The sequence below is a fragment of the Metabacillus niabensis genome (assembly GCF_902829255.1).
Taxonomy (GTDB): Bacteria; Bacillota; Bacilli; order Bacillales; family Bacillaceae; genus Metabacillus; species Metabacillus niabensis.
On the sequence record NZ_CADEPK010000079.1, the window covers coordinates 1 to 22632 of the forward strand.

Annotated in this window: 17 protein-coding genes and 1 pseudogene; 5 read left to right on the plus strand and 13 right to left on the minus strand. The window is 35.3% G+C overall.

Going from position 1 to position 22632, the window contains the following annotated elements; translation table 11 throughout:
• Positions 1-115: 115 nt before the first annotated feature.
• The 5 genes from HU235_RS08430 to HU235_RS08450 form a co-directional block, all read right to left on the minus strand.
• The gene (locus tag HU235_RS08430; RefSeq protein ID WP_174879909.1) at positions 116-250 is read right to left on the minus strand and encodes a Na+ dependent nucleoside transporter N-terminal domain-containing protein; all 135 of its coding nucleotides are present in this window, start codon (positions 248-250) and stop codon (positions 116-118) included.
• A gap of 236 nt (positions 251-486) precedes the next feature.
• Positions 487-1323 (minus strand): hypothetical protein, encoded by an 837-nt coding sequence (locus HU235_RS08435; protein ID WP_095300408.1) that lies wholly within the window; start codon positions 1321-1323, stop codon positions 487-489.
• A gap of 19 nt (positions 1324-1342) precedes the next feature.
• A complete protein-coding gene (locus HU235_RS08440; RefSeq protein ID WP_095300410.1) occupies positions 1343-3763 on the minus strand; it encodes a heavy metal translocating P-type ATPase in 2421 nt (806 codons plus the stop codon).
• Between the two features lie 100 nt (positions 3764-3863).
• Positions 3864-4070, minus strand: coding sequence for a copper chaperone CopZ (gene copZ / locus HU235_RS08445; RefSeq protein WP_095300422.1), 207 nt, complete (start codon positions 4068-4070; stop codon positions 3864-3866).
• A 115-nt stretch (positions 4071-4185) separates the two neighbouring features.
• Positions 4186-5061, minus strand: a complete 876-nt coding sequence (locus HU235_RS08450) for an alpha/beta fold hydrolase (RefSeq protein ID WP_174879910.1) — start codon at positions 5059-5061, stop codon at positions 4186-4188.
• Positions 5062-5226: 165 nt separating this feature from the next.
• Between HU235_RS08450 and HU235_RS08455 the strand changes: the two genes are divergently transcribed.
• The 5 genes and pseudogenes from HU235_RS08455 (at position 5227) to HU235_RS08475 (ending at position 10796) form a co-directional block, all read left to right on the plus strand.
• Positions 5227-6042 carry a PaaX family transcriptional regulator C-terminal domain-containing protein gene (locus HU235_RS08455; protein ID WP_174879911.1) on the plus strand — a complete coding sequence of 272 codons (816 nt, stop codon included), beginning with the start codon at positions 5227-5229 and terminating at the stop codon, positions 6040-6042.
• Positions 6043-6236: 194 nt separating this feature from the next.
• Entirely contained in the window at positions 6237-6926 is a 690-nt protein-coding gene (locus HU235_RS08460) for a response regulator transcription factor (RefSeq protein ID WP_174879912.1), read from the plus strand.
• Complete coding sequence (locus HU235_RS08465; protein WP_174879913.1) at positions 6923-7927, plus strand: sensor histidine kinase; 1005 nt, start codon at positions 6923-6925, stop codon at positions 7925-7927. The genes HU235_RS08460 and HU235_RS08465 overlap by 4 nt, the downstream gene beginning before the upstream one ends.
• Positions 7928-8103: 176 nt before the next feature.
• Positions 8104-8863, plus strand: a pseudogene (locus HU235_RS08470) (ABC transporter ATP-binding protein); the annotation flags it as partial.
• Positions 8856-10796: an FtsX-like permease family protein gene (locus tag HU235_RS08475; RefSeq protein WP_095303233.1), complete on the plus strand. Its 1941-nt coding sequence runs from the start codon at positions 8856-8858 to the stop codon at positions 10794-10796. The pseudogene HU235_RS08470 and the gene HU235_RS08475, both read left to right, overlap by 8 nt.
• Positions 10797-10965: 169 nt before the next feature.
• On the opposite strand, the gene HU235_RS08480 is transcribed toward HU235_RS08475, so the two are convergent.
• From HU235_RS08480 to HU235_RS08515, 8 genes are all read right to left on the minus strand, one after another.
• Positions 10966-11988 carry an HAAS signaling domain-containing protein gene (locus HU235_RS08480; protein ID WP_174879914.1) on the minus strand — a complete coding sequence of 341 codons (1023 nt, stop codon included), beginning with the start codon at positions 11986-11988 and terminating at the stop codon, positions 10966-10968.
• Positions 11985-12323: a PadR family transcriptional regulator gene (locus HU235_RS08485; RefSeq protein ID WP_095303230.1), complete on the minus strand. Its 339-nt coding sequence runs from the start codon at positions 12321-12323 to the stop codon at positions 11985-11987. The genes HU235_RS08480 and HU235_RS08485 overlap by 4 nt, the downstream gene beginning before the upstream one ends.
• 161 nt (positions 12324-12484) lie before the next feature.
• Positions 12485-15253 (minus strand): glycosyl hydrolase 53 family protein, encoded by a 2769-nt coding sequence (locus HU235_RS08490; RefSeq protein WP_174879915.1) that lies wholly within the window; start codon positions 15251-15253, stop codon positions 12485-12487.
• A 179-nt stretch (positions 15254-15432) separates the two neighbouring features.
• Positions 15433-17496: a beta-galactosidase gene (locus HU235_RS08495; protein WP_233452167.1), complete on the minus strand. Its 2064-nt coding sequence runs from the start codon at positions 17494-17496 to the stop codon at positions 15433-15435.
• Positions 17497-17536: 40 nt separating this feature from the next.
• Complete coding sequence (locus tag HU235_RS08500; RefSeq protein WP_095303228.1) at positions 17537-18388, minus strand: sugar ABC transporter permease; 852 nt, start codon at positions 18386-18388, stop codon at positions 17537-17539.
• A gap of 3 nt (positions 18389-18391) precedes the next feature.
• The gene (locus tag HU235_RS08505) at positions 18392-19648 is read right to left on the minus strand and encodes a sugar ABC transporter permease (protein WP_174879916.1); all 1257 of its coding nucleotides are present in this window, start codon (positions 19646-19648) and stop codon (positions 18392-18394) included.
• 259 nt (positions 19649-19907) lie between these two features.
• On the minus strand, positions 19908-21185 hold the full coding sequence (locus HU235_RS08510) for a sugar ABC transporter substrate-binding protein (protein ID WP_174879917.1): 1278 nt from the start codon (positions 21183-21185) through the stop codon (positions 19908-19910).
• A gap of 170 nt (positions 21186-21355) precedes the next feature.
• The gene (locus HU235_RS08515; RefSeq protein ID WP_145582555.1) at positions 21356-22348 is read right to left on the minus strand and encodes a LacI family DNA-binding transcriptional regulator; all 993 of its coding nucleotides are present in this window, start codon (positions 22346-22348) and stop codon (positions 21356-21358) included.
• Between the last annotated feature and the right edge of the window lie 284 nt (positions 22349-22632).

The window sequence follows — 22632 nt, forward strand, 5'->3', positions numbered from 1 at the left end:
ATGTAGTTTACAAAGTAAATTTTATTATCTTTTTTTTTTTCAAGCAGAAGATGTCATACGAGATAGGAGTCCGTCTCGTGGGCTCGGAGATGTGTATTAGATACAGATCCTATTCCTAGAATGCAAAGACAAGTTGAATTACAAGACCACCTAAAATCGTTCGGATACGAATCGCCTTTTTATTATTTGATAGAAGTAGTGCGAGAGCTAGTACAACCAAAATCCCAAAAATCCCCCACAATAAATTCATAAGTTCACCTCTTATTTAAACTATTGCCATTTTCAATCTCTCAAAAGCTTCATTAACACGTCAGTCATCAGACAACTTAAAAGATATTATTATTACCACTTCCTTTCTGTAAATGAATAAAATTGAGTATAAGAATATGCCAGTAGTATTTGCAATTATAGATAAGTCATTCACATATAAAAAAGGGAAGAAAACCGCACATGGTTTTCTTCCCTGATCACTAGACTGTTTAAATACTATTTAACTTCAATCACGAACGGGTAAACTGTAACCTTACCGTTCTGCTGAAATTCAGCCCAAATTTTATAAATACCTGGTTGTGAAAATTCTGTTTCAAAAACTGTTTCATCCTCTTTCAAAGGATGTACGTGTAAATATTGCTCTGCTTTTTCATCTAAAATAACAACATGTCCCATCGCCCCTAAGTACGGCTCAAGTGTTGCTTCATGTACATTAAATGACAGTGTAACAGGCTGATTTATCACTAAATCTGTTGTAGTAAGAGTTACCTTCTGTCCATCAACAGTTTGAACTAATTGCTTATCCGCTTGTAATGAAGCATGTTCATGCTCCTGCTTTGATTCATTACCGATAGTAAAAGATATTGGGGTAACATTGTATTTTAAGCTTGCTGACTTAATATCAACAAATGCTCGATATGTCCCATCACTTAATTGATGTGATACTTCAAATGTCCCTGGTGCTATTTCTTTAGGGTGTAAATGTTCATAACGTTCTAAGTGTTCATCAACAACGATAAGATGAACAAGCTTCTCATGATTTACTTCAAGATCTGTAACAGGGTTGCCAGACTTATCTTTCATTGTAATTATTAATTTTTGATCGTTTTCAGCTAATCCTACATTGATTTCATTCTCAGCTTTTTCAGCATTATGCTGTCCATGAGCTTCCTCTGAAATGTTATGTGTTTGCTTACTAGTTGTTGTAGCAGAGTGCTTTTCCTCATTGTGCACAGAAACACTCTGATCATCAACAAACAATGAATCATATATAAAATAACCCGCTATGACGATAGCCAAATAGAGCAAAGCTGATGCAATCCATTTCTTCATTCCATTCATCTCCTTGCCATTATAGCTTAACTCTCTGTAATCTTAATGCATTTAAAACGACTGAAACTGAACTAAATGCCATAGCTGCTCCAGCTAACCATGGTGCGAGGAAGCCAAGTGCAGCAATTGGAATTCCGATTGCATTATAAGCAAATGCCCAGAATAGATTTTGTTTAATATTACGGATGGTTTTTTTGCTCATGTAAATAGCATCAGCAATACTTGTTAAATCACCGCGAATAAGTGTAATATCCGCTGCTTCCATCGCTATATCTGTTCCAGTTCCAATTGCCATGCCGATGTCTGCTAAGGCAAGAGCAGGAGCATCATTAATACCATCACCAACCATAGCAACAATTTTCCCTTTTGCTTGAAGCTTTTTGACTTCTTCTGCTTTCTCCTCCGGCAACACTTCAGCCACTACTTGATCAATTCCTGCCTCAGCTGCAATTGCCTTTGCTGTCCGGCTGTTATCCCCAGTAATCATCATTACTTCAAGACCCATTTCCTTTAGACGATTTACAGCCTTTTTAGATGAATCCTTTATAGTATCTGCTACTGCGATTAACCCTGCATATTGCTGATTAATTGCAACTAGCATCGCAGTTTTTCCCGCGTTCTCCAATTTCTCCATTGTTTGAAGTGTATTAGTAACATTTATTTCATACTTCTCCATTAACTTACGAGTCCCTACAACTACGACTTTGTTATCAATTTTTGCACGAATTCCGTAACCAGGAATTGCTTCAAACTCCTCAGGCTTTATGAAGCTGCTGACTTTTGTTTCTATTCCGGCTACAATTGCCTGAGCTAATGGATGTTCTGATTGCTTTTCTGCCGATCCAACGAGCATTAAAAACTGGTTTTCATCAATGCCATTCTCTACTATGACATCTGTTAAAGTAGGGGTTCCATTTGTAACCGTTCCAGTTTTATCTAAAAGGATCGTTGTAATACGGTGCGTCATTTCAAGATGTTCTCCACCTTTAAAAAGAATCCCAAATTCAGCTGACCTTCCTGAGCCTGCCATAATTGAAGTTGGAGTAGCTAACCCTAATGCGCAAGGACATGCAATAACTAAAACTGCAATTAGCTTTTCTAATGCTTCCGCAAATTGCCCCGGAGTAATCCAAATAATCCAAATGAAAAATGTAATAAATGCTATCCCAACTACGATTGGAACAAATATACCCGAAATTTGATCTGCTAATCGTTGAATTGGCGCCTTCGAACCTTGCGCCTCTTCGACAACCTTAATGATTTGTGATAATGCCGTATCACGTCCTACTTTTGTTGCTTGTATAGTGAGAAAGCCATTTTTATTAATTGTTGCACCAATAACCGTGTCCCCTACTGTTTTATCAATCGGCACGCTTTCTCCTGTTAACATTGATTCATCTAAAGCTGATTGCCCTTCAATAATGATACCGTCGACAGGTATTTTTTCACCTGGCTTCACAAGCACAATATCTCCAACGATAACATCATCTAATGAAATTTCTGCTTCCTTTCCATCACGAACGACTACTGCTGTTTTTGCCTGTAAACCCATTAGCTTTTTGATCGCCTCAGAAGAACGACCTTTTGCTCTTACTTCAAATAACTTTCCTAAAATAATTAAAGTAATGAGAACAGCACTTGTTTCATAATACAGCTCTACCATATGATCGTTTGATCCTAATGAAAGAATCGTTAAATACAAACTATAAAAATAGGCTGCAGATGTACCTAAAGCAACAAGAACATCCATATTTGCACTTTTATTTTTAAGTGCTTTATAAGCACCTATATAAAATTGTTTTCCGACAATAAATTGGACAGGTGTAGCCAAAGCTAACTGTACCCAAGGATTCATAAACATTTCCGGTAAATAAATAAATGATGTGAACTCAAAGTGACTCACCATTGCCCATAATAACGGAATAGATAAAATCAGTGAAAAGAGGAATTTGCCCTTTTGAGTTTCTAATTCCTTTGCTTTATGATCTGCAATTTCATCTTTTTCCACTTCTTTTAAAATTGCCTGATAGCCTAGCTTTTCAACAAGCTTGATCATATCGTTTTTACTAATTTGAGAAGGATTATATTCCACTGTTGCACTTTCTAAAGCTAAGTTTACCGTTGCATCTGTGACACCCTCCTGCTTGTTTAAGCCTTTTTCAATTCTAGTTGCACATGCTGCACAAGTCATACCGAGGATATTAAACTCAGCCTTTTCCTCAATTACTTCATACCCTAAATCATTTATCTTTTTCTTAAAGTCTTGAACATTTGCTACCTTTTGGTCATACGTAATCGAAGCACGCTCTAGTGCAAAATTAACCGTTGCATCCTCTACACCATCTATTTTCTTAATCCCTTTCTCAATACGAACTGCACATGCTGCACAGGTCATTCCTTGAATAGGAAGAGTCGTTTCCTTTGTTGATGATTGTGACATGACTTCACCTTCTTATACCCCTATAGGGTTTGTTTTTTTATAAAAAGAATACGTGCACAAGTTATGCACGTTCACTTAAACAATAAAACAACTATCTATATTAGACAACCTCATATCCTTGGTCTTCAATTGTCTCCCTAATTGTCTCGAGTAACAGGTCAGAAGAATTGTACTCAACATCGACTTTACCATTAGTTAAATCGACTGCTACCTTTTCAACACCTTGTAATTTGCCTACAGACCCTTCAATTGCTTTCACACAATGTCCACATGACATCCCGCTTACATGTAATGTTACTTTTTCCATCATTTATCCTCTCCTATTATGTCAATTTAAATTATTTTTATTTCGTTGACTTAATAATACTATACCCCCCTAAGGTATGTAAAGAGGATTTTTATATTTTTTATCATAAATAGAATCATTCAGAAGTTAAAAAGCTTAAAACCCTTTTATTGATGAGCTCCGGCTTTTCCATCGACATTAGATGCCCAACACCTGCGATAAGTTCGGCAGTTAATTGTGGTACAAACCTTTTTGCTCTTTCCAACGCTTCAATAGGGTTATACATTACCTCATGTTCACCAATTAATAAAAGGATTGGAACTTGAACAGAAGTAAGTTCTTTATCAGTAAAAACATAAGGAAACCCGTTATCTTTCGGTTTTGTATCCCTTTCCTTTTCTACCCACATCATTCCAGCTACTAGTTGACTCTTCATTTTTTCATCAAGCCGATAACGATTAGCAAATATCCAATCCAAAAATTGGTCAACTCCCTCTTCATTTTGTACCATTCCAAATGCATATGAGTAAAACTCAGGCTTAAAGGATAGAAATGACTCAGCAGGACTCATAAGAACAACTCGATTTAATCTATTTGGAAAATGCAGAGCGAAATTTAATGCATGAAGAGCTCCATAAGATAACCCAACTAAACTTGCCTTTTCAATTTGCAAGCTATCCATTACCTCCTTTAACCAAACAGAATACGATTCTCGATTGATAAATGGCTTTTTAGGAATGCTTTTATTTTTGTCACCAAGAATATCAATACAAATAACCCGATAATGTTTACTCCAATCGAGTACATTTGGATACCACATTGTAGAGCTCATACTTCCTCCATGGAGCAAAAGTAATGGTTGTTTCGCTTTATCTCCACTGTCGATGATATGTGTACTTCCAAACGAGGTCTTTACATAGTTTAAGGAGTATGGCAGAGGCCATAATGTTAAACCTCTCTCATATGCATTTAAATAATCTATTTTTGCTATATTTTCATCAAGATACTTCATAAATATAACTCTCCCCACTTAATATAATTTAAATTTGTACGTTCGTTATTTTTAATATTATATTAGTTCTCCATTTTCTGTCAACTTCAATTTAACGATCATTTAAAAAATAACATTTTGAAAACACTTGTTTATTCTTTATTATTTAATGTGGAGGTGTACAAGGTGAATATTGAGAAACAACTTTTATATTTAATTTCGAAGGTAGAAAAAATTGAAGGAAAGACACTTATCACTATCTTTGAACAAATGAACTATACACAACAAACGATTCGAAATGTACTTACGAAGTTAAAGAAGGACCAATTTATAACCTCCCCACAACGAGCTTTCTATCAAATTACTTCATTAGGAATTGAGACTATCCAATCTTTCTATTCTAAGCGGAACTATTATACAGAAAGCTGGGATAAAAAGTGGTATATTGCAATAATTGAAATACCCGAAACAGAGAGAAAAAAGAGAGATTTATTTAGAAGAAGTATTTTGCAGCTTGGCTTTGGCTCTTTATATAAAAGTGTTTATATATACCCTTGGAATATAACAGAACGGCTTCTTTCCTTAATTGACACGCTCGAGATTGAGAATTATGTCACACTTCTATCTAGCAATGAATTTATTTTAAACGGAGTTAGTGTTGAAGGATCTTCTGGCATCTTTAAGGCTGATACAATATGGGAATTGGATAAGATCCATGCGTTATACGAAGAAAAGTACAATTGGTTTTTACATGACTTTAAGCATAAAGTAAGTTCATACAACAAAAGCGACCAATTACATCCGCTTTATGTATTTATCCACTATTTAGAACTAATTGAGGTTATCCATGAGCTATTAATAGTGGATCCAATGCTTCCACCCGATTATTTACCAGGAAACTGGATTGGCGCAAAAGTATTAGCAGAATTTCAAAACTGCTCTAATACATTAGCTAAGCTAATTCCTCCTGAATCTTTTTATTATCAGTTTGTTAAAAAGTAGTAAAAAAAGGAGGTTAGTCGCCTCCTTTACTCATTGACTTTTAAATCAAACAATAAAATCATTCTCGCCAATTTGGAATACTAATCACCGATAAAATAGTTGCAATATATCCTAATACGTTATCTTGTATAGCAGATTACCATGATTTGCTATACAATTTATATATCGATTAAGTAAAGATGTGTGGTGAGATGATGTTTAAATTATTATTAATAGAAGATGATAAAACTCTTTTTGAGGAAGTAAAAGAGAGATTAATGAGCTGGTCCTATGAAGTATATGGAATTTCAAACTTTAATAAAGTGATGGAGGATTTCACGAAAATTAAACCTGACTTAGTCATTATTGATATTCAATTACCAAAGTATGATGGATTTCATTGGTGCCGGATGATTCGTGCTCACTCTAATGTTCCAATCATCTTCCTATCTTCACGGGATCATCCTACAGAAATGGTCATGTCCATGCAGCTTGGAGCAGATGATTTTATTCAAAAGCCATTTCATTTTGATGTGCTTATCGCCAAAATACAAGCCATTCTTCGACGTGTTCATGATTATAATAACGAGCCTATCGCAATTAAAAGTTGGTGCGGAGCGACTGTCGATTTTGAACGTAATAGTGTCTCTAATGATCTTAGAACAGTAGAGCTTACAAAAAATGAACTCTTTATTTTGAAGCAATTAATTGAAAAGAAAAATACAATTATTAGTCGTGAAGAACTAATTCAAGCGCTATGGGATGATGAACGATTTGTTAGCGACAATACGTTGACTGTAAATGTAAATCGATTACGAAAAAAATTAGATGAGCTTGGATTAGGTAAATATATTGAAACGAAGGTTGGCCAAGGATATATAGCAAAGGAAGAGAATTTCTTATGATAAAGGAATTTATCCTCGAAAGAAAAAGCTGGATTCTCCTTTTTATCCTCCAGCAAATTCTTATTCTCTTAATAAGTTATCTCGACCCAACTATACCGTTTTCTTCATTGCTCTATATTGTCTTTTTATCGTTCATAGTTTTTGCCATTTTTCTTACGGTCCGTTACTTTAAAGAGATAAAGTTTTATAAAAGCTTACAGGATTGGGATAATAGTCTTGATTTAGCTAGCATTGATACAGCAAATACACCATTTACAAAATTGGTCGTTACCCATTTAACAAATCAGACAGAGCAGCTAAAAGAGACTGCCTCACAAAATCAGCTAGCACTAGACCAGGAAAAGGATGAGCTATTATCTTGGATTCATGAAGTTAAAACACCTTTAACCGCAATGCATCTAATGATTGAACGCTTAGAGCCCGGAACCCTTAAATCACAGCTTTTATATGAATGGCTTCGAATCCATCTTCTGCTTGATCAGCAGCTTCATCAAAAGCGCTCGGCCTTTATAGAAAACGATTTGTACGTAGAAATGGTTGATTTAAAGCAGTTAGTATTTAAAGAGATAAAAGCATTGCAATCCTGGTGCATTCAAAAAGGTATCGGCTTTGATATCAAGCTTGAAATAAAGGAAGTGCTCAGTGACGGTAAATGGCTAGCCTTTATCGTAAGACAGTTATTAACAAACGCAATTAAATATAGTGATTCGTCTGATATTTTAATTCGTAGCTATAGCAAAAATGACAGGACTATTTTAGAAATAGTTGATTACGGAAGAGGAATAAACCAACAAGATCTACCGCGAATTTTTGATAAAGGATTTACTTCAACAACTAATCATCTTGATCATTCTTCAACAGGAATGGGACTTTATTTAACAAAAAAAGTCGCAAAGCCTTTGCTAATAGATATTAATGTACAATCCCAACTCAATAAGGGAACAAAGGTAACCTTAACATTTCCAAAGAAAAATGAGTTCGACAATATGATGAGCATGTGACAAAAATGTCACATGCTTTTTTCATTTGTTAGGATAATAAAAGGAAATACTCGATTATCCCATTTATAATTAGGATAAATTCAGGTGAATGTGGCATACGGAAAGCGAACTCCTACTAGCAAAAGTGTGCGGACATATTTAGCAAAACCTATTATAAAAGGAGTTGGAAACTAAAAATGAATATATTAGAAGCTCACAAAATTCATAAAAGCTATGGAAATAAACTTAATAAACACGAAGTACTCAAAGGGATTGATTTAACGATTGAACATGGAGAATTTGTTAGTATTATGGGTGCGTCTGGCTCCGGAAAGACTACTCTTCTTAATGTTCTTTCATCAATCGACCATCTAAGCCAAGGTTCTATTGTGATAGAGGGGAAAGAAATGACAAGGATGAAGGAGAAGCAGCTAGCAGAATTCCGTAAACAGCACCTTGGCTTTATCTTCCAGGATTATAATCTGTTAGATACTCTCACTGTAAAGGAAAATATTTTATTACCTTTATCAATTACAAAAATCCCCAAAAAAATAGCGGAAGAAAAATTTCAAGGGCTAGCAAATGAGCTAGGCATCTATGATTTAAAGGATAAATATCCGAGTGAAATATCAGGAGGACAAAAACAACGGACTTCCGCAGCTAGAGCATTCATCCATGAGCCAAGCATTATCTTCGCTGATGAACCAACAGGTGCCCTTGATTCAAAATCTGCTTCCGACCTTTTAAACAAGCTAAGTGACTTAAATCATAAACGAAAAGCAACGATTATTATGGTAACACATGACCCTGTTGCCGCGAGCTATTGCAGCCGAGTCATTTTCATTAAAGATGGGCAAATTTACACGCAATTAAATAAAGGTAACCAAGAAAGACAGATTTTCTTCCAGGATATTATGAAAACACAAGGTGTCTTAGGTGGGGTTAAAGCATGAACATCAATCAGCTTATCATCCGAAATCTGAAAAAAAATCTAAAAAACTATTTCTTATATGTTTTTGCATTAATTTTTAGTGTTGCCTTGTATTTTTCTTTTGTTACATTACAATATGACCCATCAATGGATGAAGTTGAGGGTTCAATTAAAGGTGCTGCCTCGATTCGTGCTGCATCAGTATTACTTGTTGTCATTGTTTCGGTTTTCCTCTTATACGCTAATACGATTTTCATTAAAAGACGAAGTAAGGAAATTGGTTTATTCCAATTAATTGGAATGACAAAAAATAAAATCTTCCGCATTTTAACGGTGGAAAATTTTATTTTATATTTTAGTTCATTACTAATTGGGATTATCGTCGGATTTTCTGTATCAAAGCTTATTCTCATGATTTTATTTAAAATCATTGAAGTTAAAGAGCTTGCAAGCTTACACTTTTCTAGCCCGGCCTTCATCCAAACGTTAATCGTTTTTCTCTTTATCTACTTTTTTATTATGATGATGAATTACGGATTTATAAAAAGGCAAACTATCTTGTCCTTATTTAAAGTAACATCAGCAACTGAAGATAAAGTGAAAAAGATATCCTTTTTGGAAATGACGCTTGGCTTAATTGGTTTAATTTTAATTTTGTTAGGGTACTATGTGTCTTCAAGACTTTTTGATGGAGATTATACATCCAGTAATAAACTATTTCTCCTTATGATTTTTATTCTAGGATCAGTTATTATTGGGACTTACCTGTTTTATAAAGGGTCTGTTAGCTTTCTCGCTAATATCATAAGAAAAAGCAAAGATGGTTATTTAAATATTAATGAGGTTTTATCTCTATCCTCTATTATGTTTCGAATGAAATCCAATGCATTACTGTTAACGATTATTACAACGGTTTCGGCATTAGCAATTGGCCTATTATCACTAAGCTACATTTCCTATTATTCAGCAGAAAAATCAGCGAAGGACAATGTACCATCTCATTTCGCCTTATCCAGTCATGAGGATGCAAATAGCTTTAAAAATCTATTACAGAAAAATAACATTGCCTTCTCTGAAAAGGTAATTGATGTTATTCAAGTTGAAGCTAATATAAAGGATATTTCAAATATTAATATGGGTGAAGTGAACTTTGATGAAAATAAAATGGTGATACCTGTTATTAGTGATAAGTCAGTTGATCATATTAATATATCTGAGGATGAAACAATTTTCACTGGTTATAGTGACTTATTACAGAGGTTTATGTCGTTTAAAAAGGCAGGAGACGTTACTTTCATTGGTCTTAAAGAGGAAATCCCCCTAACCTTCCTAGGGCTAGAGAAAGAATATATTGTTCCATACACGTTTGCAAATGGAGGTCTTCCCCTTGCCATTGTTGACGAAAAAATATTTGAGCGTTTGAAGACAGATATAAATCCTGAGATCCAACTAGATACATCTCTTTATATCGGCATTAATATTAAGGATGAAAAAGAGTTAGAAAAGGCTGACGAGCTATTTAATGAACCAACGTATACAGCTACTGCTTCATCTCAGCTTGAAATGAGTAAAAACCAAAAAAGCAACATGGGTCTCATCATGTTCATCGTTGCCTTTTTAGGATTAGCCTTCCTTATTACATCTGGATGTATCTTATATTTTAAACAGATGGATGAAAGTGAAGAAGAAAAGGGTAACTATACGATTTTAAGAAAGCTAGGCTTTACTCAAGGGGATTTAATTAAAGGTATTCAATTAAAGCAAATCTATAATTTTGGTATCCCTTTAGTTATCGGTTTGTTCCATAGCTATTTCGCCGTGCAATCTGGTTGGTTTTTATTCGGTACAGAAGTATGGGCACCAATGATAATCGTCATGGTCGTGTACACGATGCTATATTCGATATTTGGCATATTATCTGTACTTTATTATAAACGTGTCATTAAAGAAGCATTGTAATCTTAGAAAGCTCCTATTTGATTAGGGGCTTTTATATGTCTATGTAACAAAACCACCTTTACCTAAAAGGGAAAATAGCCCAAACACTTGATAATTTAGCAATAAATAATTGTAAAAGTGATGATCAATGCTTTATTTTAATCGATTTAAAATAAAGCATTGAACCAATTCATAATGTTTTTGTTAAAGATGAGTTTGTCATTTTATTTGATTTTGCTTTTCTTATTCCTTTTGCCGCTTCTATCCCAGCAAATAAAATATAAGTGAAAATGGCCACCGATAAAGTCCATGTCTCCCAACTAGCTCCTAATGATAACACCTCTGTCATATAATCCTTGAATTCCGGAAGAACCAAGCGAGGATTCGTAATAATAATCACAAAAGCAATTGATGATATAAATTGGTAACAACAATTAAATACCGCTAATTTTATCGTCCAATGCCGTGTGATATATTTCCAAATTGAATTTGCTAGTTCTAATCCAATCACGACTGCTACTAATGGCCAATAGGCATGCAAAATGTCCTGATTAAACGTTGGTGTAACAAACACTAATCCTTCTGGACCTTTTTCATAAATCCCAACAAGGCTTGAAGCACTAAAGAAGACGATTGCCCATATGGCGGTCCAGAGTAGACCACCGAATACTTCAAAGCTTGGAATCCTTTTCTCATTATCTATATATGGAACCAACTCTAAATCATCTGGTGTCCACTCTTTTCCTGTCATCAGCGAATTTTTATGAACTGGGTCAACTCTTTCGATAATTGCAAAAACGACTGTTAGCCAAAAGAAGGTTTGAATAGCCGTTCCTATCATCCTCCATATTCCTAATCCAATTACATCTAAAATGACATTCAATACAGCCTCTTTACCGTCATAAGAAACAATATGGTCCGTTATAACGACTGTCAAGGCTACAAATGCTGCAATAGGCAAAATCATTTTTAGTAAATTTAGATAGATCCCATAATAAGCTGGACCAATTAAAGATCTCGGCTTATCAAGATAATTATTTGCTAACTTTGCTGGGTTTCCCAATTTCATTAAGACCGCTTTGACTTCCTTCTCCGTATAGTCATCCGGAAGCATATCTTCAATTGTCGATCGCAATTCTAAAGCAATATCCTCACGGCTCTTGTCAGGCAACCTTTTTGTCACCTCTTGAATATAAAGGTCAATCATCTTCATGAACCATCTTCCCCTCTTAAAAGATTGTAAAGCTCTTCAGACATCTTTTCCCACTCCAGCTTTAGCTGCGCTAATACCTCACTACCTAGCTCACTTAAAACATAATATCTTCTTGGCCGTGTTTCTGTCGTATCCCAGCTGCTTGTGACAAGCTCCTGTTTTTCTAACCTTCGGAGCAATGGATATAAGGTGCTTTGTTCTATTGATATCCCGCTTTCCTCTAATAATTGAACAAGTGAATATCCATACTGCGGTGTCTTTAATTGGCTTAAAACAGCGAGGGTTAAGGTTCCTCTTCTTAATTCTGTCGTAAGTGAATGAAGAATTTCCTCCACTGATGCACCTCCATTATTATCTGATTTATATTATTGTATATCGTATACTATGCATCATACAGTATTATTGTGAAGAAAGCAATTACTATTTTGTATTATCTTCCAAAAATAGATAAAAAGGGAGGAAGAAATCATAAAGATCCTTCCTCCTACTCTAAAATTTACTTGTTTTCTTGTAATTTATTTTTCTTTTTCACCAATCTATAGGTTATTCCTATTCCAATAAATAGAAGACCAAGTAACAGCATATTATAAGAAGCAGTGGCCGTTACAGGTAATGATTCCCCTTTTTCAGCTTTCTTCTCTTGCTGTTTCGTTGTTTCCTTATCTATATGATTCTTATGATTCTTCCCCTCATTCTCTGAGTTTCCGTTGTTTTGCTCATGTATTTGAGCGTGGTTGTCATTGCTTATAGGTATGGTCGGATTCTTAATCTCAGCAGGAGTCTCCGGCTTTTCTTCCATTGGAGTTTCCGGGTTGTCTTCAATACTATCTCCAACTCGGTATAAATAGAAATCATCTAAGCTTCCCCATGCACCTTGATTCGCTTTAATACTCGCTCCTATTGTTATTGTTCCATCTAAGACAAGTATATTTTTTATCACTGGATTGCTCCAATTAACCCAGCCATTTACTGATGTTTTGACCTTGTATTGTTCGTCATTCGTATTTGCATAAAGAAACATCTCAGATTCCTCTGCATCTCCACCTTGAACAAACATTGCCAAATTGTAATAACCCGGTTCTAACCCTGTTATCCTCTGTTCAACGCGGAATCCTACTGTTTCAGGTGAATAGAAGTGAAGTGAATAATTACCGGATTTTGCATCGGACGCATTGTGTAGAAAGTCAGTATGTGGTGATAATCCATTTTCATATGAAATCTCCCACATACTACGGTTATCGTCCTCAAAACTTGGATTAACCACAAAGTTTTTCGGTTTAATTTCTAGATGTGCTGTAACAATTTGCCCACCTTCAACAGTTCCTTCAATGCTATACTCCCCATTACCATTAGAGATTGCCTCCTCAAGTGCTTTGCGATCCCATGTTACAGGAACCGTCCCCTCACTTCCATCGTTGTAATGTACAGTTACTGTTTCTGGTAATGGTATGTTCTCACCTTCTATTGCACTGATAAATATATCCTGAATTTCATCGATTGTTAATGGTGCCTTTGCTCCCGTGTTTACATATTTGAACACATTTAAGGATGCAAGAGGTTTTCCATTAAAATCAAATAATGCTTGGTTATCCACTGCGCTCCCGCCATACCAATGCCCTGCATCCTCAGGGTCATATTCAGCGGCAAAGCTTGTTGCCCAGCCTGAGCCATATCTTTCCCAAAGCTCCTTATTATTCTCTAATTTATTTGCTGGCCCAACCGGAAGCCATGCAGGTTCCCAATAAAAGACTCCAAGACCCGCATCCCCAACATTTGCGACAGCTTCAATCACATCTCTTACTGCAGTTGCCTGCCCTTGAACTGTAATTGGATAATTTAACGTTTGCCCCGAGCCTTTTGGGGCTGTGTTTTCATGTCCATCCCCATCTTCCTTTGTATATGTATAAGATGTTTCGGCAACCATCACCTTTTTTCCGTACGTATTAGCAACATGCTTTAAAACAGTTGTTAAATTGTCTAATGTCCCATGCCAGAAAGGATAATAAGAGCTTGCAAAAACATCATAATCAACTTGATTTTTCTCTAGTGTTTCAGCAATAAATTGATAGCTCCCTGCCTTTTCAGGATTTGTAAAATGCAACGCTATTAATATTTCGGAATCTAAATCTCGAATTGCTCTACTACCTTCATTAAATAATTGGCTCATTTTTGTCCAATCTGTTTCACCAATAAATCCACCAGTTGTTTCATTACCGACCTGGACCATTCCAATATCAATTCCTGCATTTAACAATGTTTGCAGACTTTCCTTTGTATAGGTATAAACCTCGTTTTTCTTCTCTTCAAAACTTAAATTTTTCCATGCCTTTGGAGCTTGCTGTTTCGCAGGATCAGCCCAAAAGTCAGAGTAATGAAAATCTATTAAAACCTTCATCCCATTTTCTGTTGCTCTTTTTCCAATCTCTATTGCTTTCTTTAAATCGTTATTTCCCCCACCATAACCGTTGCCTTCCGAATTATACGGATTATTCCAGACACGAATACGCGTATAATTCACTCCAGCCTCTTTTAATGTTGTGAAGATATCCTGTTCTTTCCCTTCAAAATTGTAAAATTTCACTCCACTTTCTTCTAAGGAAATAATACTAGAAACGTCAACACCTTTTATAAAATCATCATTCATTCCATCTACCCTTTCAACAAAGATATCTGCTTCCACAGGTTCAGGCAGATGACTTTGATTGGAGATTAAACGCATTTGATCTAAGTACCCCCATGCCTTTGGTTCTCCACTGACAATCGCACCGATTTGTAGATTTGATGTTTCTTCTTTGAGGTCGAATTGCAATGTAATTGTTCCCCATGCATTGTAGCCTGAAGTTGCTATTGCTTCACTCTCCTCATTTCCAGCAAATAGCTTAACAGTACCTTTCTCGGCTGCTTCTCCACCCATTGTTCTTATTGAAAGCTCATAGCTTCCTGCCGGTAGACTTGGAATCGTTTGCTTAATTGTAAAGGTCTGTTTTTCTGATGCTGTATCCTTCACCCAATATTTTAGCGCAGCTGTACCCTCATCAACAGTCATCCATGTATCACTTGAATAAAGAAAATGTTGAACATCAACATTTTCTGTCTTTTCGATACTCCATGTTTTGTCTGCAAAAAAGTCCGTTTCAAATCCACCATTTGTCACTAAGTTATTTGATCTAGCTGCTGCATGCCCGACATTATTAGATAGTTGAATAGAACTTAGCATAAGTAAAACAATGAGCAATAGAGAAAAAGCTCTTTTCAATAGTTTCATAATCTCCTCACCTTTAGCCTTATAATTTATATTTAAGCGCTTCCATAAAACTGTATAGAACTGTAAGAGGATGAGAGGGCTTGTCCATTTTGACAATTCTCTTTTACCATGATGCTATTACTTATAATTAATTATCTCCTCCTGTACAGCTTTTTTGTACAGAAGGAGACCTGAAGCAATTAATCTCTCTTTTTCTCGACAATTCTTACTTCATATTCTTTTAATACTAGCTCTCCAGATAATTCATCCCCTGTTACTAAATCACGTACAGTGTCAGAGAATGTAACAGGTTGATTTTCTTCTGTGAAATTCATAACGAATATATAATCTTTCTCATTATCCTGTCTTACTTGAACAGAAACACCTTTGCCATGTTCAACATTGTAAACAGGCTTTAATGATAACTCATCGATTAATTGTTGATAAAAATCTCGATGGAATTGATCATTTAAGCGAGCACCAATATAATAGGCTGTTCCCTTCTCAAACTTGTTACTCGTAATAGCTGGAGTATTCGCATAGAAATCCTGCATATAAATGCCTTCTACATTTGCTCCACCTACTTCAATCACTGTTGCATAGTCCTTTAATAGATAACTTTCATTCTTATATGTGACGTAATTCTCATCCTTTGGATAAAGCGTATCAGTCTCTACAGGATTAATACCGAATATTTCTTGAAGAGCTTGATGCCATCCACCTGTATATGTTAAGTCATTTTCGTTAACAAGACCGCTAATATATGTCATTACTAGCCTTCCACCATTCGCTACAAATGATTTTAATCGAGCGATTGTCTCTTCGCTTACTAAATAAAGCATAGGAACGATTAATAGCTTATAAGGTGAAAAATCTTGTTCCTTTGTAATGACATCAACTGGTATATCCTTTTCCCAGAATGTTCGATAATGTTGCTGCAACGTTTGTGGATATCGCTTTGTATCTAAGCCAAAGCCTTGTGCATCATTAATTGCCCAGTTGCTTTCCCAATCATAAAGTATCGCCACATCTGATGTTCGATTCGTTCCAACTACATCAGATAGCTTTTCTAATGTTTCTCCTACCTTAGCAACCTCTTTAAAAACTCGATTCTCAGAACTATTATCATGGTCTACTACTGCACCATGGAATTTTTCTGAAGAGCCACGGGATTTTCGCCATTGGAAATAAAGAATACTGTCAGATCCATGTGCGACCATTTGCATGGAAGATAGTAAGTGCATCCCTGGGCGTTTTGCCTTATTAACTTGATGCCAGTTAACAGCACTTGGTGTTGATTCCATTAATAAAAACGGTTGTTGCTTCAAACTACGATAAAGATCATCAATAAAGCCTACCTTCATTGCTAAATCAGCAGTCGTTTCCCAATCATTGTGCCAAGCTGGATATGCGTCCCAGCTAATTACATCTAGATGCTTAGCAAATTTGCTATAATCTAACGATTGGAACGGAATTAAATCATTCGTATCTGCCATGAAGTTTGTTGTAATCGGAACATTTGGTGTTAATTCCTTAATTGGAACAATTTCATTTTCAAAGAAAGAAATTGTCTGATCGGTAACAAAGCGACGCCAATCTAAGTTATGACCATGTACGGCATTCTCTCCAATCGGAGATGGTGATTCAATTTGTGACCAATCGCTGAATGTATGGCTCCAAAATGGTGTCCACCAAGCTTTGTTCAAGGCATCTAAGTCATTGTTATATTTCTCCTTTAGCCAGCATCTAAATGCTTGCTGACATTTATTACAATGACACTCACCGCTATATTCATTCGAAATATGCCACATTAAAAGAGCAGGATGCTGACCATACCTTTCTGCTAGCTTACGATTTATTTGCTGTGTCTTTTCTCTGTACACTTCAGATGTAAAGCAGTGATTATGTCTTCCTCCGTGCAATTGCTTCATTCTATGTCCATTTGTGCGCAACACTTCTGGATATTTCTGTGACATCCAAGCAGGACGGGCACCGCTTGGCGTCGCTAAAATAACCCGTCCGCCAATTTTATGGATATTCTCAATTACTTCATCAAGCCATTCAAATTGGTAGACACCTTCCCTGGGCTCAAGAGCACTCCAAGCAAATATCCCTACCGAAAATGTGTTTGTATGTGATAATTTCATTAATTTAATATCATCTGCTAAAATATCTGGTCGATCTAACCATTGGTCGGGGTTGTAATCTCCACCATGGAGCATGAATTTTGCATTCGTTACATATGTTTTTTCTCGTTTTGACATAGTTCTCTCCCTTATCTGTTTGTCCTATGATTATCTAAAATTAGCCTTTCGTACCACCAGCTGTTAAGCCAGATACAAAGTTCCTTTGCAACAATAAAAAGACAATCGCAATCGGGATACTAATTAAGATCGCTCCAGCAGCGAATGTTGTATAGCTTGCTCCCATAACGTCATTAACTAAATTGTAGAGTCCTATCGGTAATGTATATGACTCAGGTGTTCTTAATATTGTTGATGATAAGATAAAATCACCTAATGGCCCTGTAAAACCATTCATGGCAACAACGGCAACCATTGGTTTTGATAACGGCATTATAATTTGCCAAAAGATTCTTGTGTTACTTGCTCCGTCTATTTTCGCACTTTCATCTAAATCAATTGGAATCGAATCCATATAACCTTTCATCAAATACGTGTTCATAGGAATTTGTCCGCCAATGTATAACAAGATTAGCAACCAATGACTATTCATTAAGCCAAGAATTTGCGCTAAAACAAATAGTGCAATTAATGCTGAGAATTGCGGAATCATTTGCAGTAAAAGGAAAATCGTTAATGCGTTTTTTCTTCCTTTAAATCGGAACCGTGAAAAGGCATATGCGGTAAAGGAAACACTCAAAATTGTTCCTAGCATTGTAAAAATACTTATTTTCAATGAATTTAAATACCAATTACCATATTGAAGACTGTCTTTCCCTGCAAATAGCTCTTTATAATGATCCAATGTCGGATTTTCTGGAATAATTGATGTACTTACTAAACTATTACCAGGGTTAAAGCTTGCACCAACCGTCCAAAGCAAGGGGTAGATGATGACCACCACCATGAATGTTAATAGCAAATAGGAGAATAGGAGTCGAAAGAATTTCTTTCTCTTCATATCTGTCAGCATCTCTTAAGCCCCCTCTTTAAATGAATTTGTTCGTCTGAATTGCCATAGAGCGATTGCGATAACAAAAACTGATAACAAAATCGTTAATGCTGCTGCTAAAGAATATTGACTTGATTGCATTGTTAATTTGTAAATCCAAGAAACTAATATATCTGTTCCTCCGGCAGTGCTACCAGGTACAGCTGGGCCTCCACCATTGAAGAGATAAATAATATTAAAGTTATTAAAATTAAAGGTAAACTGTGTAATAATAATCGGTGCCATTGCAATTAAGATCATTGGCATTGTAATATGTTTAAATTTCGCAAAGATGGATGCGCCATCAATAGTAGCAGCTTCATATAAATCCTCTGGAATCGATTGCAGTACACCTGTTGTAACAAGGAATATATATGGAAATCCTAACCACCCTTGCATAAGGATTAACGCTAATTTTGACCAGTTCGCATCCGTTAACCATGGAATTGCGTCAATGCCAAAAAACGCTAAAATATCATTGTTAATCGCTCCAAAGCTATCATTAAACAAGCCTGCAAAAATCAGAATTGTAACAAATCCTGGCACAGCCCATGGTAGCACGAGGATTGTCCGATAAAATTTCTTAAAACGAATCTCCTTCTGGTTTACAACTACAGCTAATAAAATACCTAGACCTACTTGAAGAGATGATGCTACAAGTGTCCAAATGACGGTCCAACCTAAAACATCAAAAAATGTTGAACGCCAAATATCTACTGTGAAAATCTGACCAAATGTATCTAATCCTACCCAATCCGCTAAATTAGCAGGTGGGGAATGATATAAATCATAGTTTGTAAATGCTAATGCAAAGCTAAATAAAATTGGAAAAATAACAGCAAAGATTAAGATAAATAGAGATGGCCCACTAACTAAATATGGGTAACCTTGAGCAATTAAATTTTGATATTGCTCTCTTAAAGAATATAGCTCTTTATTTTCATCTCGCATTTCTCCAGTTTTATATGCATCTCTTAAATTTAAATAATAGATTAATAGCCCTAAACACGTTACGATTAAAGCAATGATCCCTTCTGCTAATAAGAAAACAGAATTATCACGAGGTACCTCTGTCCCCAATGTAAAAAGACCCCAAAACCCCATATTTAATAAATCTCCAAAAGCAGTAAAGAACGATACTCCTAAAATAAGAAACATTAAACCTTTTGCCCACTGCTTGTTGTAAAATTGTCCAAACCCAGGAATTATCGATAATAATAAGGCTTTTTTACGATATGTCACCTTTTTCACCTCTTTAGAACTTAGAAAGCGGAAGCGCCTTGCTATACGCTGGAGCTAGACACTAGACTAAGCGCAAAAATTTATACTTTCTTTCTATAGAATACAATTAACTTTGTATATATCATCGTGTTCTATCTTAATAGGGTCTGACACCTCCAAATATTGCGGATTTAAGATTTTAAACCTTTAAACCGTCATTATTTTTTGTAGGAGGGGTCTGACCCTATTTTTAAAAAATGAACTATCGATTTATTTCTATTTATTTTCCGCCATGTTTTGCTGCGATTTGTCCCTTGATTGTTTCAACGGCTTGATCTAAAGCTTCTTTTGGCTCAGCCTTACCTGTAGCGATTGTTTGTAACGCACTATCAGCAGGTGTCCATACTTCATTCATTTCAGGAATATTTGGTGTTAATTCTGAGAATTGAGATTGCTCAGCAACTGCTTGTGCAGCTTCGCTTTCCTTCACAACTGGATCTTCAGCTAATGCTTTTACTGCAGGTACTTCCTGTGTTACTTCATATCTTGTTTTAGAGTTTTCCTCATTAGTAATAAATTCAACAAATTCCTCTGCCAATTCAGCATTTTTTGAATATGCGCTTACATTGTAGCTTTTCACTCCAACAAATGCGCTCATATTTTCGCCATTTGATAATTCAGGCAATTTTGTTACGCCATAGTTTACCCCAGCCTTTTTGAACGGCTCTAAATTCCATGGTCCAGATATAATTGCTGCTGCTTTACCTTCCGTAAATAATGATTCTAATACATTAATCCCTTGTTCTCCGATAATTCCAGCTGGGAACAATCCTTCTTTATAAAACTTTTGAATATACTCGGCACCTTCAATTGCACCTTCATTATTTAAACCAACATCTGTTGAATCATAATTTCCATTTCCATCATTTCCAAAAATATATCCACCATAGCCACCTAAAACACTTTGTGCATAATAGATTTGGTCGAATAATGCTAAGAACCCATAATTACCATCTTTTGTTAACTCTTTAGACTTTTCATACCATTCATCTAATGTTTTTGGTAGCTCATCTTCTGAGATGATATCTTTGTTATAGTAAAGCAATGTTGTTTCGACAGCTTTCGGCAATCCGTAAATTTTACCCTCAACCATTTGTGATTGAAGTGCAGATTCTGTATAAATAGCTTGTACACCTTCATCTACTTTCAATTCTTTTATTAATCCTTCTGTTACAGCTGTCCCGATTTGGTCTCCAGCCATAGTTAGAACATCTGGTCCAGTTCCAGCAGGACCATCAAGACGCAAGTCTTCAATTTGTTGAGCATATGCCTTTTCTACTACTTTTACTGTTACATCATGCTCTTTTTCAAATTTTGCAACGGCATCTTTAATACCTTCTGCTTTTTCTATATCTTCCCAAACAATTAATTCTTTAGTCCCGGTTGTTTCTTTCTCATTTGCACCATTTTCACTGCTTTCCTTTGGTCCGCATGCAGCTAAGACTAGAACAAAAGCAAGAAAACAGATAATGCTAATATGTCTTTTTACATTTTTCATGGATGTTCATCCTTTCAAAATTTTTTAACGTTTTCCCCCTATTTAGAAAGCGTTCACAAAAATAATATAGCATCTAATAGGAAAACTGTAAATAAATATTTTACTAGTTTAAGTAAAAAAATTTACGAAAATCAAAAAACAGCTTAATGAATTAAGCTGTTTTCTTCGTTTTAATTTGTACTTTTTCTAATAATCAACTCAGCACCAAGATATAATGTTTTTACAATTTTACGTTTTCCTATTATTTGCTCAAGCAATAATTCAATTGCATTTTTACACATTTCTCGTAAATCAATATGATATGTCGTTAAAGGTGGGGATACATATTTTGCAACACTCGTATTATTAATACTGACAACACTCACTCTATTTGGTATAGATATACCATGTTCATTTAGTGCCTGCAAACAACCAACAGCAATTGGATCAGCTGCAATAAAGAAAGCGGTTGGAAGCTGTTCCCCAAGCTGTTCAATTGCTTTCGACATTAAATAATAGCCGTTTTCTACAGAAAATCCCCTATGGCAAAAAATAAACTCCTCACGCAATAAACCCTTTTTGCTCATATATTCTCGAAAGATTTTTTCACGGATATCCATTTCATCTTCATCCGTATTAGGATTATGGTACGTTCCTCCGATAAGCCCTATCTCCTTATGTCCCTTTTCTAATAAAAAATCTACGGTTTGAACGGTTAACAGTGCTAGATCAGGTCTAACAGAGTCAAAATGGTATGGATCTGGCGTTGTATCGAGAAAAACTCCATTATTCGTTATCCCTCTAAGATATTCTAGTTCCTTATCCGAAAACATACCAACTGCAATAAAACCCTCTATTTCACTTGGTATTTTCGTAATGCCATCAGTGATTTTATATGTTGTTAGCTCTATATTAAACTTTGATGCTAATTTTTCGACCTCTAATCTCATCGTTTTAAAATAGACATCTTCAAGCTCTTCTTTATCTGATAACCAATATAAAAAGGCAATATTTTTCACTTTAGGTCTTACTGTTTTTTTTCTGTAATTAAGCTTATCTGCGACTTCGAATATTTTTTCTCTCGTTTCATCAGGAACTGACAAGCTTTCATCATTATTTAGAACCCTAGAAACAGTTGATATAGAAAAACCCGCTTCTGTAGCAACATCTTTAATAGTCGCCATTCTATACACCACCATTACATACATCTTATTTTTAATCAGTAATACTAAGATATCACTTTCTTTTCATTTAGTAAAATTTTTTACTAAATATTTATTTTTTATATGTCGAATTTATTTACTAGAGGATGGAGAAAGAAAAAACCCGAAATCGGACTAATTATATTGTCCATGATTTCGGGTTACCAATCAATATGATTATTTAAGGGCTTACAATTTATATTTTAAAGCTATTATTCTATTTGTTAAACTTAAGAAATAAGTACCTATTTTGAACTCCCCAATTA

Coding starts and splice junctions, on each gene's coding strand:
- HU235_RS08435 (WP_095300408.1), bottom strand. CDS start 1,323: ATGAAGAAATGGATTGCATCAGCTTTGCTCTATTTGGCTATCGTCATA.
- HU235_RS08510 (WP_174879917.1), bottom strand. CDS start 21,185: ATGAAAAATGTAAAAAGACATATTAGCATTATCTGTTTTCTTGCTTTT.
- HU235_RS08430 (WP_174879909.1), bottom strand. CDS start 250: ATGAATTTATTGTGGGGGATTTTTGGGATTTTGGTTGTACTAGCTCTC.
- HU235_RS08495 (WP_233452167.1), bottom strand. CDS start 17,496: ATGTCAAAACGAGAAAAAACATATGTAACGAATGCAAAATTCATGCTC.
- HU235_RS08465 (WP_174879913.1), top strand. CDS start 6,923: ATGATAAAGGAATTTATCCTCGAAAGAAAAAGCTGGATTCTCCTTTTT.
- HU235_RS08500 (WP_095303228.1), bottom strand. CDS start 18,388: ATGCTGACAGATATGAAGAGAAAGAAATTCTTTCGACTCCTATTCTCC.
- HU235_RS08450 (WP_174879910.1), bottom strand. CDS start 5,061: ATGAAGTATCTTGATGAAAATATAGCAAAAATAGATTATTTAAATGCA.
- HU235_RS08490 (WP_174879915.1), bottom strand. CDS start 15,253: ATGAAACTATTGAAAAGAGCTTTTTCTCTATTGCTCATTGTTTTACTT.
- copZ (WP_095300422.1), bottom strand. CDS start 4,070: ATGGAAAAAGTAACATTACATGTAAGCGGGATGTCATGTGGACATTGT.
- HU235_RS08475 (WP_095303233.1), top strand. CDS start 8,856: ATGAACATCAATCAGCTTATCATCCGAAATCTGAAAAAAAATCTAAAA.
- HU235_RS08440 (WP_095300410.1), bottom strand. CDS start 3,763: ATGTCACAATCATCAACAAAGGAAACGACTCTTCCTATTCAAGGAATG.
- HU235_RS08480 (WP_174879914.1), bottom strand. CDS start 11,988: ATGAAGATGATTGACCTTTATATTCAAGAGGTGACAAAAAGGTTGCCT.
- HU235_RS08460 (WP_174879912.1), top strand. CDS start 6,237: ATGTTTAAATTATTATTAATAGAAGATGATAAAACTCTTTTTGAGGAA.
- HU235_RS08515 (WP_145582555.1), bottom strand. CDS start 22,348: ATGGCGACTATTAAAGATGTTGCTACAGAAGCGGGTTTTTCTATATCA.